The following is a 13097-nucleotide window of genomic DNA, read 5'->3' as shown; positions in this document are numbered from 1 at the left end:
ATCTCAAGTGCGGCGACAGAAGCTAGGTGGGGAGACACCCCGGCCCAGCAAGCAACGCGCATGCTCCAAGAACGGTACGGTTGCCATCGCGTAGTTGCCATTGGTCGCATGTCGGAGCGACGCAATGGTCTCTGCAGAAATTTCGTCGTCGAAAAGTTGGCGGTAAACGGCCTGCCGCTCGCAGGGCTCGGCGCCCAGCCGACTATACAGCTCATGCGGCGTTACCAATGGGTCTATGCAACCTTCGGCGTTTGCGCGATAACTCGACCAGTGATACTCGTCCGGCCGCGTAACCATTCCCGCCCGCACCGGGTTCAGCTCGATGTAGCGCTGGCATGTCAACAAGTATGGCTCGCCCTCAACAAGACACGACCGAAACCGTCCTTCCCACAATGTCCCGGTACGTCGGTAACGTCGATTAATGTATTGCGCAAAGCGTTGACCAAGGGCTTTCATCAGGATGGACGGCGAACTGATGTCCTCGGCGGAAACAAGCAGATGGACATGATTGGTCATCAGCACGTACGCGTGTATTGAGCAGTCCACCGCCGTGGAAGCTTCACGAAGCATGCTGAGGTATACCCGATAATCGACCTCTGCGATAAAGCATGCGTTGCGATTATTTCCCCTTTGGATGATGTGCAAAGGTACACCAGATAAAACAAGTCGTGCGCGCCTTCCCATGGCCCCTCCTTCAAACCACGCCACATTAGCCGCGGCTGACGTTTGCAGTCTCAAGATGGATCAATCGAACATGGTTTTGAGCTGATAGAGCCGTGGTCATCGCGACCAACCACCCGGACGGAACTGGGAATATTCCAACAAACCGGTGGTCTGACCCCGATTGTGGAAACGTTCCAACAAACCGGTGGTCTGACCCCGATTGTGGAAACGTTCCAGATTAGCGGTGGTCTGACCCCGATTTTGAGAACGGATTTTTTAGCCGATGTAATTGAACAGCGACAGCCCGGCCAGCGATTTGAAGGACATCTGCGAGGCTTCCAGTGTCATCTTTTGTTGCTGGAACAGGGAGATGGTCTTGACCATGTCGAGGTCTTGCAGGTCCGATAGCGCGGCGGTGTACTGGATGTTGCGGTCTTCGCCGGCGCCGTCGAGATAGTCGAGCTCCTTCAGGCTGGAGCCGACACCGGCTCGTACCGCCAGTACATTTTCCAGCGCGGCGTCGAGGTTGTCGTGCGCCATGTTCAGGCCGTTCGAGAGCGCGGCTTGTTTGCTGCCGTTGGCCGGCAGCCCGAGCGTGTCGATCAGCTGGCTGAGCGTGGTGAAGATCGATTGCTTTTCGCTGGGCTTGACGTTGAAGACGTCGCCGTCGGCAGGCGCGCCCGCAATGTCGAATACCACGCCTTCAAAGCTGATCTGCTTGCCGCTTTCGAACGGCACATCCAGCGCTACCGGCGGCGGCACCGGAACTTCGCTGGCGCGCGAGAGGTCAGTCACAGTGTAGGTCGTCTGCGGCGGCGTGCCGCTTACCGTGAATGCGATCTCGTAGTCGTGCCCGGTAATGGCCGCGGCGTTTGAAATCGTGCCCGACGAGATCACACCGGCGCCCTTGTTGCCGCTCGCGGCGGAGGTTTGGAAGGTGCCATTGCCGGTCGGGATGTTTTCAAAGACCGAGCTGCCCGAATCGCTGATGGCAAGGTGGCGCGACGAAGCGACCTGCAGTTTGCGGATGCCCTGGTCGCCGTGGTAGGCGGCGCCGCCTTCCACCAGCGAGAACGGGGCCGAGCCGGTGCTGTAGCCGGAGAACAGGTAGCCGCCCACTCCGTCGGCCGTGTTCGCCACGCCAAGCAGGTCGTTGAGGCGTCCCTTGAGTTCGATGGCGAGCGCCTGGCGGTCGGCCGGCAGCAAGGTGCCGTTGCCGGCGTTGACGGTCAGGGTCTTGACGTCCTGGATCAGCAAGGTGGTGCTGGCCAGTGCCTGCTCGACTTGCGCGAGCGAGGAGCGGGCGTTCTGGCGGTTGGTGGCATATTGGGTGTTGACCGATTGCGATTGCGTCACTTCCAGCGCGCGCGCCGACGCAACCGGGTCGTCCGACGGCGTAAGGATGCGGCGGTTGGTCGACAGTTGCATCTGGGTGCGCGCGATCCCGCTTTGCAGCGTGCCCAGCTGGTTGGTGCCCGTTTCGAACATGGTACTTGTACTGATGCGCATGGTAACTCCGAGCGTGCGTTTAACGTAGCGACAGCAGCGTGTCGAACAGGGTGCTGGCGATCTGCATCACTTTTCCGGCGGCCTGGTAGGCTTGCTGGTATTTGAGCAGGTTGGTGGCTTCTTCATCCAGGTTGACGCCCGATACTTCCTGTTGCGAGGCGCGCACCTGGCCCAGAAGTGCCTCTCCGGCCTCGCCGTTGACCTGGACTTCGCGGGTCTTGTTGCCGATGAAGCTGACCAGCTCGGCATAGGCGGACTGGTAGGTGGCCCTGCCCCCGTCGAGGATGTTCTTGGTCTGCAGGTTGCCGAGCGCGTGGGCGTTGCGGTTGTCGGACGCGCCGTTGGTGTTGGCGCTGATCGTGAATGTGTCGCCGTCGGCAGGCTTGCCGGTAAAGCTGACATTCACGCCGCCAATGTTGTAGCTGTCGCCCGCCTTGAACAAGATCGGGTCGGTGCCGACCACGAAGGGTTGCGGGGCGCCGCCGTTGGAGCTGACGTACACGGTCGAGCCGGCAGGGAAGCCCTGTACTTCGCCGGAGGCCTCATCGAACGTCAGCGTCAGCGGCAGGGTCGGCGCGCCCGTGAGGTATTCACTGGAAATCGATCCTTCGCTGATCCTGGCCGTGCCTTTGTTGGTCAGCGGGTTGTTGGTGACCACCGGAGCCCCGGCGGCGACGCGCGCGATGTCCTTGATGGCGACGTTGAAGTTGGCGGCGCCGCCAATGGTCGGCCGCACGACGAAGAAGTCGCCTTCGCTAGCCGGATTGGTAATGTCGAACGCGATGCCGTCGATGACCTGTGGCTCGGTTTGCGGGAATGGGTCGATCTCGACTGGCGTTCCGCCCGACGTGGTCGACACCCAGTACGAGCCGTTGCGGTATTCCACCTTGTAGTCGCTGCGGGTCAGCTGGGTCGAGTCGACCACCGTCGCCTTCACCTGCGGCGCGTTGGCTGGGTTGCTGACCGGAGTGTTGTTGAGGCTGGCGCCGACGACGGCCTCGCCGATGGTAAAGAAGTTGCCGCCCATCTCGGACTTGCTGTCCTGCCCCAGCTTGTGCTGCGCATTGAAGGTTTCGGCGATGCCGATCGCAATGCGGCCGAGCGAGTTTTGCGCCCGGTCGAGGGTATTGGTGCGGAATTCGAGCAGTCCGCCCAGCGCGCCGCCCGGCAGCGAACTGTCGGACAGCACAGTCATCTTGGTGCCGGTCATGTAGCCGACCTGGACGCGGGTCAGGTCGGTTGGCGACGTGGCAACCGCCAGCTGGAACGGCTTCGAGCCGACGACCAGCGGCATCCCGACGCCGATCGAGACCGTGACGCTGTTGTTGGCGCCCGGCGTGACGTTCGCCTTGATTTCCTTGTTCAGTTCGAGCACGAGCTGGTCGCGCGCGTCCATCAGGTCGTTCGGCTTGGAATTGCCGTTGGCCAAGGTGAACTTGCCGATCTGTTCGTTCAGCTCGGCGATCTGGGTGGCGTAGGAATTGATGAGCGTGACTTTGGTGGTGACTTGCGAATTGACGCCGTCGCGGATTTCCTGCAGCCGGCCGTCGAGCGACTGGAAGCGCGAGGCCAGCGATTCGGCATTCGACAGGACGGCCTGGCGCGCGGCAGTCGAACTTGGATTGGCGGCAAGGTCTTGCAGGCCGGCGAAGAAGTTTTGTAGTGCTGGCGACAGGCCGGCCGTGGTGTCGGCAAGCAGGTTGTCGATCTGGCTGATCTGGCTGTTATAGGCTTCCAGCGAGCTGAGCGAGGACTGGGCGTTGCGGACCTGGGTGTTCAAGAACGCATCGGAATAGCGCTTGATGTCGGCGACCTGGGTGCCGCTGCCGACGAAGCCGTAGCCGAAGTCCTGGGCGATCGCGGAAGATTGCACCACCGTCTGGCGGCTGTAACCGGCCACATTGGCGTTGGAAATGTTGTGGCCAGTCGTGGACAGCCCGACTTGCGCCGCGAACAGTCCGCTTTTGCCGATACTGAGGAGATTTCCAGCCATGGTGTCAGTTGCTTTCCATTGTTTAATCTATATAACGGCACCCGCAGCGAAAACTTGACTTGCATAAACAGCAAGCCGACCCCGAAGTGTCTTGCTTATGCCAGCGAATGCTTGATGATCCGCGTCAGTTTTGCCGCGTACATCGGGTCCGTTGCGTAGCCTGCGCGCTGCAGGCCTTGGGCAAAGCCACTGGCGTCCGTCGCGTTCGCCAGCACCTTTTCATAGCGCGGGTTGTGCGTGATGAGCTTGGCGTAGTCCTTGAAACTGTCGGCATAGCTGTCGTACGCACGGAATTTTTCTACTTTGGTGCGCGGTACGCCGTTGACGTATTCCGTGGTCACGGCGGTCGCTACCTTGCCTTTCCAGCCCGGCCCGGCCTTGATGCCGAACAGGTTGTGGCTGGTGCTGCCGTCGGGGTTCTTGATCTCGCGCTTGCCCCAGCCGGTCTCGAGCGCCGCCTGGCCAAGCATGAACTTGGCCGGGATGCCGGTGGCCCGGCTGGCTTCGTCCGCGTGGCTGGCCAGCTTGTCCTGGAAGTTGCGCACGTGCGTTGCCTGGCTGCGTCCGCTTGCGGTCACGCCTGGATTGGCCGCAACTGCCGATGCGAACGGTGTCTGGGCGCCCTTCTGGGCCGCCGGCATCGCTGCCGCTTGCTGCATCAGCGCGGCCGCGTCGAAGGCGGGCGGCATCGCATTGATGCCGTGGGCTGGCGCGCCTTGTTCGCCGCCAATGGCCATCGCTTGCGCGTTCACTTGCTGGGTCGACAGCTGGCGGATCAGCATGTCGGCCAGGCCGACGCCGCGCTTGGCCAGGTTCTGGCTCAGCTGCTGGTCGAGCATCGTGGTGAAGGTCTTGGTCTGCTGGTTGTCCGTCATGCCCTCTTGCGGCGTGGCTTCGCGGGCGCTCTTGAGCATCATGTTGATGAACATGGCTTCGAACTGGGTCGCGGCCGTTTTGAGCGCTTCCGGCGAGCCGGCCTTGGCCGACTGCTTGAGCTGCCCGAGCCCTTTGGTATCGAGCGCGAGCTTGCTGGTCAGGTCTTGGGTCGGGATCGCCATGGCCTTGCCTTAAATGATCTCAAGCTCGGCGCGCAGCGAACCGGCAGCCTTCAATGCCTGCAGGATCGCCAGCAGGTCTTGCGGGGTGGCGCCGATGGCGTTCATCGCCTTGACCACTTCGGACAGCGAGGCGCCGCCCTTGACCATGATCACCTTGCCCGGCTCCTTCTTGATCTCGACGCTGGGGTTTTGCGTGACCACCGTCTGGCCGCCAGAGAGCGGGTTCGGCTGGCTGACCTGGGTGTCCATGCCCACGCTGACCGACAGGTTGCCGTGCGAAATGGCGCAGCTGTCGAGGGTCACGGCCTGGTTCATCACCACCGAACCGGTGCGCGCGTTCATGATGACCTTGGCGGCGACCTTGGCCGGGTTCACTTCCAGTCCTTCGAGGATGCCGATGAAGGACACCCGCTGGTCGCTCGACGATGGCGACATCACGCGCACGACGCGCCCATCGAGCGCCGTGGCAATGCCCGGGCCGAAGTGGTTGTTGATCGCCTCGACCATGCGGCTGACCGTCTGGAAGTCGGTTTCCTTCAGTTCGAGGCGGATCTGGTTGTTTTCGCCGAGGTTGGAGGCGACTGCGCGTTCCACGGTCGCGCCGCCGGAAATCTTGCCGACCGCGAGGTGGTTGACCTGGACTTGCGCACCGCCAGCGGCCGCGCCCACGCCGCCGACCAGCACGTTACCCTGCGCCATGCCGTAGATCTGGCCGTCCGCGCCTTTCAGCGGAGTCATCAACAGCGTGCCGCCGCGCAGGCTCTTGGCGTTGCCGATCGACGATACGGTGATATCCATGGTCTGGCCAGGCTGGGCAAATGCCGGCAGCGAAGCGGTGACGGTGACGGCAGCCACGTTCTTGAGCTGCAGGTTGGTGCCCGGCGGCAGGCTCACGCCCATCTGCTGCAGCATCGACACGATCGACTGCACGGTAAACGGGGTCTGGGTAGTCTGGTCGCCGGTGCCGTCAAGGCCGACGACAATGCCGTAGCCCATCAGCTGGTTCTGGCGGACGCCGGCGATGGTGGCCAGGTCCTTGATGCGGTCGGCGTGGGCCAGTTGCGGCAGCAGCATGGCGGCGCACAGGCCGATGGCGGAGAGAATTTTATGCATGGTCTTACCCAATCAGAACGGCAGCAGCGACAGGAAGAAGCGCGAGGCCATGGCCGTCACTTCCGCGCGGTCGATCTTGCTGTTGGTACGGTATTCGACGCGCGCATCGGCGACCTGGGTCGAGGACACCATGTTGCCGGTCGTGATCGTGTCGGGGCTGACCATGCCGGAGAAGCGGATGAACTCGGTTCCCTTGTTCATCGCGATCTGCTTTTCGCCGGCCACGATCAGGTTACCGTTGGGCAGCACTTCGGTGACAGTCACGGCGATGGTGCCGCTGAAGGTGTTGCTTGCGCTCTGCTTGTCGGAGTCGCTGAACTTGGTCGCGGCATCGGTCGCGACACCCGCGCCCAGCGTACTGCGCAGCACGCCAGGGGCGGTGAAGCTGACCGCGCCGGTCTTGTCGCCCGAGCTGGCGCCTGCCTTGACGGCCGAGGTGCGCTCGATGATGTTGATCGTCAACAGGTCGCCAATGTGGCGGGCGCGGCGGTCTTCGAAGACCGGGCGGTAGGTCGCGGTCTGGAAAATGGCGCCGTTGTTCGATGCTGGCAGGTCCGACGGGATCGGGCGCGCGCTGGTCGGCACCTGCACGATCGAGGTCGGGGTGGCGGCGCAGCCGGCCAGCGCCAGCGCTGCGAGGAGGATGATTGCCTTCATGTCGATTCTCCGGCCCGGCTTAGAGCTGGGCAAGCTTTGCCAGCATCTGGTCGGACGTGGTGATGGCCTTGCTGTTGATTTCGTAGGCACGCTGGGTCTGGATCATGTTGACCATTTCCTCGACCACATTGACGTTCGAGGTTTCGACATAGCCTTGCATCAGGGTGCCGGCGCCGTTGGTGCCAGGTGTGTTGGTGTTCGGGTTGCCGGATGCGCCGGTTTCCACGTACAGGTTCTCGCCCTTCGACTCCAGGCCGGCCGGGTTGACGAAGGTGGAGAGCTGCAGGGTGCCGATCTGCGACGGGCCGGCCACGCCAGGCAAGGTGACGGACACGGTGCCGTCACGGCCTACCGTCAGCGACTGCGCATTGGCAGGAACCGTAATCGCAGGTTGGACGACGTAGCCGGACGATGTCACCAGCTGGCCGTTGGAATCGGACTGGAACGAGCCGTCGCGGGTGTAGGCGGCGGTGCCGTCCGGCAGCAGTACCTGGAAAAAGCCCGGCCCGTTGACCATGACGTCTTTCGAGTTGCCGGTTTGCTGGGGATTGCCCTGGGTGTGGATGCGTTCGATCGCGACGGTGCGCACACCGGTACCGACCTGCTGGCCCGATGGCAGCGCGGTTTGCTGCGAGGACTGGGCGCCCGGCTGGCGGACATTCTGGTACAGCAGGTCTTCGAACACCGCGCGCGAGCGCTTGAAGCCGTTGGTGCTGACGTTGGCCAGGTTGTTGGTGATGACGTCGAGGTTAGTCTGCTGCGCTTCGAGGCCGGTTTTCGCGATAAAAAGGGAACGGATCATTTTCTTCTCCTGTTTCGGCTGCCGACGAAATCGACCAAGCCTTGCACAATAGAATCATTATCCGTCCCGCCCTATCAATTCAAAGCGAGGATCTGGGTAGCTTTCGCGGCGTTATTCTCGGCATTCTTCAGCAGGCTCATTTGTGTTTCGAACGAGCGCGCCAGCGAAATCATGGTCACCATCGATTCGACCGGGCTGACATTGCTGCCTTCCAGCGCCCCGCCCGCCACCACCACCCTCGGGTCGCTCGGCGCCGCGCTGCCGTCCTTCATGCGGAACATGCCGTCGTCGCCGCGCACCAGGTCCTGCTCGTTCGGGTTGACCAGCTTGATGCGGCCAAGCACCGTCGGCGCGCCCGGCTTGGTGGTGTTGGCAATGGTCGAAATGGTACCGTCGCCGCCGATCGTCACCGTCACTTCGGGCGGGATGGTGATCGTGCCGCCGTCGCCCTGCACGGCCTGGCCCTTGGCGGTTTGCAACAGGCCGTTTTCATTCATCTGCAGGCCGCCGGCGCGGGTGTAGGCTTCGCTGCCGTCGGCCATCTGCACCGCGATCCAGCCCTTGCCTTTCACCGCCACGTCGAGGTCGCGCCCGGTCAGCTGCAGCGGGCCGGACGAGAAGTCCGAGCCGACTGTCGAATTGACCACGAAGGCGCGCGTCGGCAGGCCGTCGGCGACCACCGGCACGGCGCGGAACGAGTCGAGCTGGGCGCGAAAGCCCGTGGTGGTGACGTTGGCGAGGTTGTTCGACGTTGTCGCCTGTTGCTCGAGGATGTGTTTTGCGCCGCTGGCGGCGGTGTAAATCAAACGGTCCATGATCACCTCTTTCCGTCGTTCCCGCGGATGCGGGAACCTATGCTGATTCAGCATGGATTCCCGCGTTCGCGGGAACGACGTTTAATTTACGACGTGGGAATTAACGATTAACGCAGGTTCACCAGGGTCTGCAGCACCGAGTCCTGGGTCTTGATGGTCTGCGCATTGGCCTGGTAGACGCGCTGCGCGGTGATCATGTTGACCAGTTCCGCGGTCAGGTCGACGTTCGAATTTTCGACCGCCGACGCCTGCAGCACGCCCAGGCTGCCAGTGGTCGGCGCGCCAGTCAGCGGCGCACCGGACATCGACGATTCGGCCCAGGCATTGTTACCCAGCGGCGTCAGGCCGTTCGGGTTGGCAAAGTTGGACAGCACGATCTGGCCCAGCGCCGCGGTCTTGCCGTTGCTGTACTGGCCCAGGATGATGCCGTCGGCGCCTGCGCTAAAGCGCTGCAGCTGGCCGGCGGTGTAGCCGTCCTGGATGATTTTCTTTTCGCTGGTCTGGGTGCCGTACTGGGTCGAGCGGTTGAAGTTGAGCTCCATCGGCAAAGGACTGGCCGCGCCGGTGGCCGGGAAGATCGGCACATTGATGGCAAACGGCGTCGTGGTGGTCAGGCCGCCGTTGCTGTCGAACGTCAGCTCGCCGATCTTGGTCGGGCCCACGCTGACCGCGTCGGCGATGGCCTGGTCGACGTCTTCCGGCGTGTTGCCGGCCACGCCAGCGGCGGTGGTACCCGCCGTGGTGATCTTGGTCTGGTCGGCCGCAGTTGCGCCGGCGGTGCCGGCAGCGGCCGACACCATCGCCGATGCGGCGTTGGCATAGGCCAGCAAGGCGCTGTCGATGTTCGCCTGCACCGGCGGCGTTGCCAGGGTAGCGGTCGTCCAGGCGTCGCGGGCATTGTTGACGGCCGTGAAGGCGCCGCCCGTGCCTTGCGAGGCGGTGGCGACCTTCAGGTTGCCGGTTTCAACGCCGTTGTTGGCGACGTACACGTCCCATTTGCCTGCCGCAGTCTTGACGTAGAACGTCGACAACACGTGGGCATTGCCCAAGGTGTCGAACACGTCGATCGGGATCTGCTTGTTGTAGCTTTCCGGATCGTCGACCCTGAACGGCGTGTTCTTTGGCGGCTGGCTGCGCGAATCGAGGTTCAGCTCGATATCGATCTCGCTGGTGGCCACCGGGGTCAGGTCGCCCGCGTTGATCTGGATCGGGGCCGGTGCGCCGGCCAGGATGGTGCCGTTGGGGCCGGCCTGGTAGCCGGTCAGCTTGGCGCCCTGGGCATTGATCATGAAACCGCCCTTGTCGAGCTGGAACTGGCCGTTGCGCGAATATTGGGTCGTGCCGTTGACCACGGTGCGGAAGAAGCCGGCGCCGTTGATGGCGATGTCGAGCGGGTTGTTGGACGCTTCGATATTACCCTGGGTGAACTGCTGGGCGATGTTGGCGACCTTGACGCCGATACCGGCGGTGTTGCCGGTCACGCCGTTCAGCGACGCGGCATACACATCGGCAAACTGGGCTTGCGAACCCTTGAAGCCGACCGTGCTGGCGTTGGCGATGTTGTTGCCGATAACGTCGAGCGATTTTGCAGCGCCGTTCAAGCCGCTAAGACCTTGTTGAAAAGACATAGTGTTCTCCTGAGAATTGGTGGGTAGCGGCTTAAAGGATTTGCTTGATATCGGCCATGGACACGACGCCCTTGGTCGGCAGGTTCAGCTTGACGCCGTCCTTGGCATTGGTGGTGACGCTGGCCACGCTGTCGAAGGACAGGGTGCGCGCATCGTCGAGTTCTTCGCCGCCGCGGGTGGCGACGACACGGATCAGGTATTCGCCGTTCTTCAGGGTGACCGGCTTGCCGTCGGCGCCCAGGTTCTGCGGATCGAGCACGCCGTCCCAAGCAACCGGGATCACCCCGGCGTCGTTCTTGCCAAGCTTGATGGTCTCGATGTCCTTGCCGGTGGTCGGGTCGGTAATGATCAGGTCGACCTGGTCGGCCGCGCTGTCGAGTTCGACGCCGAGGATGGACTTGCCGTCCACCAGCTGCACGCGGTCGCCTTCGACCAGCACGCCGTGGCCGATCATGTTGGCGGCCTGCAGCGCTTCGCCCGATTGGTAGCTGGCCTTCAGCGACTCCAGCGTGGTGTTCAGCTTGTTGACGCCGGTAACGGTCGACAGCTGGGCCAGCTGGCTGGTGATCTGGGCGTTGTCGAGCGGGTTGAGCGGGTCCTGGTTTTTCAGCTGGGTCACCAGCAGGGTCATGAACTTGTCGGTTGCTTCCTCGACGCTGCCGGTGGCGGCCGGTTTCTTGGTGGGGTTGACCGCGTTGAGCAGGTCGTTCGAGATGGTTGTCATGGTGGCTTCTTATTGGTTACTGACCGAGCGTCAGTGTCTTGAGCAGCAGGGATTTGGCGGCGTTCATGGTTTCGACGTTGGTCTGGTAGGAACGCGAGGCCGACAGCATGTTGACCATCTCGTCGACCACGTTTACGTTCGGCATCGAGACATAGCCTTTTTCATCGGCAGCGGGGTGTTTCGGGTCATACACTTGTTTCAGCGGGGATGCGTCCTCGATCACCTGCTGCACCTTGACCCCGGTGCCGCCGCCTGCGGTAGGCACCGCTTCAAAGACGACCTGCTTGGCGCGGTAGGCTTCGCCAGTGGCGCTGGTGGCGCTGTCGGCGTTGGCCAGGTTGCTGGCGACCGTGTTCAGGCGCTGGGCCTGGGCGCTCATGGCAGAACCGGAAACATTGAAGATATTAAACAGCGACATGATTATTGACCTCCCTGGATGGCCGCCATCAGGCCGCGGATCTGCGAATTGATCAGGCTGATGCCAGCCTCGTAGCGGATCGCGTTGTCGGTGAACTGGTTGCGCTCGACGTCCATGTCGACGGTATTGCCGTCGACCGCGCCCTGCACCGTGCCGCGGTACTGTACCGGGGTGCCGTTCGGCAGGATGTCCGGGTTGCCGGCGGCCCCGCCCATATGGTTGGGCGCGGTTGCCTTGAGCACGCCGGCTGGCGGCGTGGTGCGCGCCAGCGCGCCCTGCAGGGCGGCGGTGAAGTCGATATCGCGCGCCTTGTAGTTAGGCGTGTCCGCGTTCGCAATGTTCGATGCGAGCAACTGCTGCCGCTGGGAGCGCAGGCTCAGCGCCGTCTCGTTGAACCGCAGGTAATCGTCGAGTTTGCCAATCATGTCAGGCTCCATCTGTCCGTTGCCGGCCGGTTTGGCGCAACGGTCTTGTTATGACAGGATCGATAGTACGTCCGGGCAACACCAGTCAATCGATGGATAAGGGCATGCAAAAGGGGGCTATTCAAGGATTCACGCGGGCCCGCCGCGCCATAAGATGCTCTCATTCCACAGGGCCGAGCCAATGAAATCCACGCTACTCACCGTATTACTGCTGGCTTCGCCGCTAGCACTGGCGCAACAGCCGGCGCCGGCGCGCCAGGACCTGGGCGCCGTGCGCCAGGTGGTCGAGCACTACCTGAAGGCGCAGACCGCCGGCCTGACCGGCAAGGTGGGCATCAATGTCGGCAAGATCGACCAGCGCATGAGCCTGGCCGCCTGCCCGTCCCCTGAAGCATTCCAGCAACCGGGCGCCCGCGCCTGGGGCAAGACCACCGTGGGCGTGCGCTGTGCGTCGCCAGCGGCATGGACCGTGTATATTCAGGCCCAGGTGAGCGTGGTGGGCGAGTATGTTGCCGCCGCCGTGCCTTTGGTGCAAGGCAAGGAAATCGACAAGTCGCAGCTGGCCATCGTCAGCGGTGATATCGCCGCCCTGCCCAATGGCGTGGTGACAGATATCGGGCAGGCGATCGGGCGCACCAGCACGGTATCGCTGGCGTCCGGCGCGCCGCTGCGGCTCGACATGTTGCGCAGCAAACCTGTGGTGCAGCAAGGGCAGCTGGTCAAGGTAGTGTCACGCGGCAATGGTTTCAGCGTTTCGGCCGAAGCACGCGCGCTTGGCACGGCAGCCGACGGCCAGGTGGTGCAGGCCCGTACGCCAGCCGGCGCCATCATCAGCGGCCTTGCCCGGGCCGGCGGCCAGGTCGAGGTGGCGTTCTGAATAGGGGTCCCGATTTCTCCGGTTTGGCTAAAGTTTACTGGTAAAGCGCCGTAACATACGCATACCCGAAGGAGTTTGAGCTCCGCCAGAGAAGGACGATGCTGTGAAAATCAACGATACACTTAAAAACAACACTTCCCTGCCAGTGTCCAACGCGCCCGCTTCCGGCGCCAAGGGTGCCGACAAGGCAGCGCCGATGTCCACGCCAGCGGCAACGGACAATGTGCGCCTGTCTTCGCAGGGACAAGCCCTGGCCAGCGTGGCCGGCAGCGGCGCTGTGTTCGACACCAAAAAAGTCGAACGCATCAAGCTCGCCATCGCGGACGGCCAGTTCCAGGTAAATTCGGAAAAAGTAGCGGACGGCTTGCTGGAAACAGTGCGCGACCTGCTGCATTCCCGCAAACGATAAAACACC

At 62.8% G+C, this 13097-nt stretch carries 14 protein-coding genes; 2 read left to right on the top strand and 12 right to left on the bottom strand.

Going from position 1 to position 13097, the window contains the following annotated elements; all coding sequences use genetic code 11:
* Positions 1-3: 3 nt before the first annotated feature.
* From LMJ30_RS10165 to flgB, 12 genes are all read right to left on the bottom strand, one after another.
* A complete protein-coding gene (locus LMJ30_RS10165; protein WP_229432234.1) occupies positions 4-684 on the bottom strand; it encodes a transposase in 681 nt (226 codons plus the stop codon).
* A gap of 255 nt (positions 685-939) precedes the next feature.
* On the bottom strand, positions 940-2172 hold the full coding sequence (gene flgL, locus LMJ30_RS10160; RefSeq protein WP_229432233.1) for a flagellar hook-associated protein FlgL: 1233 nt from the start codon (positions 2170-2172) through the stop codon (positions 940-942).
* A 19-nt stretch (positions 2173-2191) separates the two neighbouring features.
* Positions 2192-4165, bottom strand: coding sequence for a flagellar hook-associated protein FlgK (flgK, locus tag LMJ30_RS10155; RefSeq protein WP_229432232.1), 1974 nt, complete (start codon positions 4163-4165; stop codon positions 2192-2194).
* Between the two features lie 95 nt (positions 4166-4260).
* Positions 4261-5223 (bottom strand): flagellar assembly peptidoglycan hydrolase FlgJ, encoded by a 963-nt coding sequence (flgJ, locus tag LMJ30_RS10150; RefSeq protein ID WP_229432231.1) that lies wholly within the window; start codon positions 5221-5223, stop codon positions 4261-4263.
* 9 nt (positions 5224-5232) lie between these two features.
* A complete protein-coding gene (locus LMJ30_RS10145) occupies positions 5233-6336 on the bottom strand; it encodes a flagellar basal body P-ring protein FlgI (RefSeq protein ID WP_229432230.1) in 1104 nt (367 codons plus the stop codon).
* A gap of 12 nt (positions 6337-6348) precedes the next feature.
* The gene (locus tag LMJ30_RS10140; RefSeq protein ID WP_229432229.1) at positions 6349-6993 is read right to left on the bottom strand and encodes a flagellar basal body L-ring protein FlgH; all 645 of its coding nucleotides are present in this window, start codon (positions 6991-6993) and stop codon (positions 6349-6351) included.
* 19 nt (positions 6994-7012) lie between these two features.
* Positions 7013-7795, bottom strand: a complete 783-nt coding sequence (gene flgG, locus LMJ30_RS10135) for a flagellar basal-body rod protein FlgG (RefSeq protein ID WP_229432228.1) — start codon at positions 7793-7795, stop codon at positions 7013-7015.
* Positions 7796-7869: 74 nt separating this feature from the next.
* Positions 7870-8610: a flagellar basal-body rod protein FlgF gene (flgF, locus tag LMJ30_RS10130; protein ID WP_229432227.1), complete on the bottom strand. Its 741-nt coding sequence runs from the start codon at positions 8608-8610 to the stop codon at positions 7870-7872.
* A 107-nt stretch (positions 8611-8717) separates the two neighbouring features.
* On the bottom strand, positions 8718-10238 hold the full coding sequence (locus LMJ30_RS10125) for a flagellar hook protein FlgE (protein ID WP_229432226.1): 1521 nt from the start codon (positions 10236-10238) through the stop codon (positions 8718-8720).
* A 31-nt stretch (positions 10239-10269) separates the two neighbouring features.
* The gene (locus tag LMJ30_RS10120; RefSeq protein WP_229432225.1) at positions 10270-10962 is read right to left on the bottom strand and encodes a flagellar hook assembly protein FlgD; all 693 of its coding nucleotides are present in this window, start codon (positions 10960-10962) and stop codon (positions 10270-10272) included.
* Between the two features lie 16 nt (positions 10963-10978).
* The gene (flgC, locus tag LMJ30_RS10115) at positions 10979-11380 is read right to left on the bottom strand and encodes a flagellar basal body rod protein FlgC (protein WP_229432224.1); all 402 of its coding nucleotides are present in this window, start codon (positions 11378-11380) and stop codon (positions 10979-10981) included.
* Positions 11381-11382: 2 nt separating this feature from the next.
* On the bottom strand, positions 11383-11805 hold the full coding sequence (gene flgB, locus LMJ30_RS10110; protein WP_229432223.1) for a flagellar basal body rod protein FlgB: 423 nt from the start codon (positions 11803-11805) through the stop codon (positions 11383-11385).
* A gap of 181 nt (positions 11806-11986) precedes the next feature.
* On the opposite strand from flgB, the gene flgA reads away from it, so the two are divergent.
* Both flgA and flgM read left to right on the top strand, forming a co-directional pair.
* The gene (flgA, locus tag LMJ30_RS10105; RefSeq protein WP_229432222.1) at positions 11987-12682 is read left to right on the top strand and encodes a flagellar basal body P-ring formation chaperone FlgA; all 696 of its coding nucleotides are present in this window, start codon (positions 11987-11989) and stop codon (positions 12680-12682) included.
* Between the two features lie 103 nt (positions 12683-12785).
* Positions 12786-13091 (top strand): flagellar biosynthesis anti-sigma factor FlgM, encoded by a 306-nt coding sequence (gene flgM, locus LMJ30_RS10100; RefSeq protein WP_229432221.1) that lies wholly within the window; start codon positions 12786-12788, stop codon positions 13089-13091.
* Positions 13092-13097 lie beyond the last annotated feature (6 nt).

The organism is Massilia agrisoli (assembly GCF_020831365.1).
GTDB classification, from domain to species: Bacteria; Pseudomonadota; Gammaproteobacteria; order Burkholderiales; family Burkholderiaceae_D; genus Telluria_A; species Telluria_A agrisoli.
The sequence above is the reverse complement of the archived record's forward strand: the minus strand, read 5'-3'. Positions and strand labels throughout refer to the sequence as shown.

What these genes read in the sequence shown, in the direction of transcription:
- flgF (WP_229432227.1), bottom strand. Translation starts at nt 8,610, where the DNA reads ATGGACCGTTTGATTTACACCGCCGCCAGCGGCGCAAAACACATCCTC.
- flgK (WP_229432232.1), bottom strand. Translation starts at nt 4,165, where the DNA reads ATGGCTGGAAATCTCCTCAGTATCGGCAAAAGCGGACTGTTCGCGGCG.
- LMJ30_RS10140 (WP_229432229.1), bottom strand. Translation starts at nt 6,993, where the DNA reads ATGAAGGCAATCATCCTCCTCGCAGCGCTGGCGCTGGCCGGCTGCGCC.
- LMJ30_RS10145 (WP_229432230.1), bottom strand. Translation starts at nt 6,336, where the DNA reads ATGCATAAAATTCTCTCCGCCATCGGCCTGTGCGCCGCCATGCTGCTG.
- flgL (WP_229432233.1), bottom strand. Translation starts at nt 2,172, where the DNA reads ATGCGCATCAGTACAAGTACCATGTTCGAAACGGGCACCAACCAGCTG.
- flgJ (WP_229432231.1), bottom strand. Translation starts at nt 5,223, where the DNA reads ATGGCGATCCCGACCCAAGACCTGACCAGCAAGCTCGCGCTCGATACC.
- flgC (WP_229432224.1), bottom strand. Translation starts at nt 11,380, where the DNA reads ATGTCGCTGTTTAATATCTTCAATGTTTCCGGTTCTGCCATGAGCGCC.
- LMJ30_RS10120 (WP_229432225.1), bottom strand. Translation starts at nt 10,962, where the DNA reads ATGACAACCATCTCGAACGACCTGCTCAACGCGGTCAACCCCACCAAG.
- flgG (WP_229432228.1), bottom strand. Translation starts at nt 7,795, where the DNA reads ATGATCCGTTCCCTTTTTATCGCGAAAACCGGCCTCGAAGCGCAGCAG.
- LMJ30_RS10125 (WP_229432226.1), bottom strand. Translation starts at nt 10,238, where the DNA reads ATGTCTTTTCAACAAGGTCTTAGCGGCTTGAACGGCGCTGCAAAATCG.
- LMJ30_RS10165 (WP_229432234.1), bottom strand. Translation starts at nt 684, where the DNA reads ATGGGAAGGCGCGCACGACTTGTTTTATCTGGTGTACCTTTGCACATC.
- flgB (WP_229432223.1), bottom strand. Translation starts at nt 11,805, where the DNA reads ATGATTGGCAAACTCGACGATTACCTGCGGTTCAACGAGACGGCGCTG.
- flgA (WP_229432222.1), top strand. Translation starts at nt 11,987, where the DNA reads ATGAAATCCACGCTACTCACCGTATTACTGCTGGCTTCGCCGCTAGCA.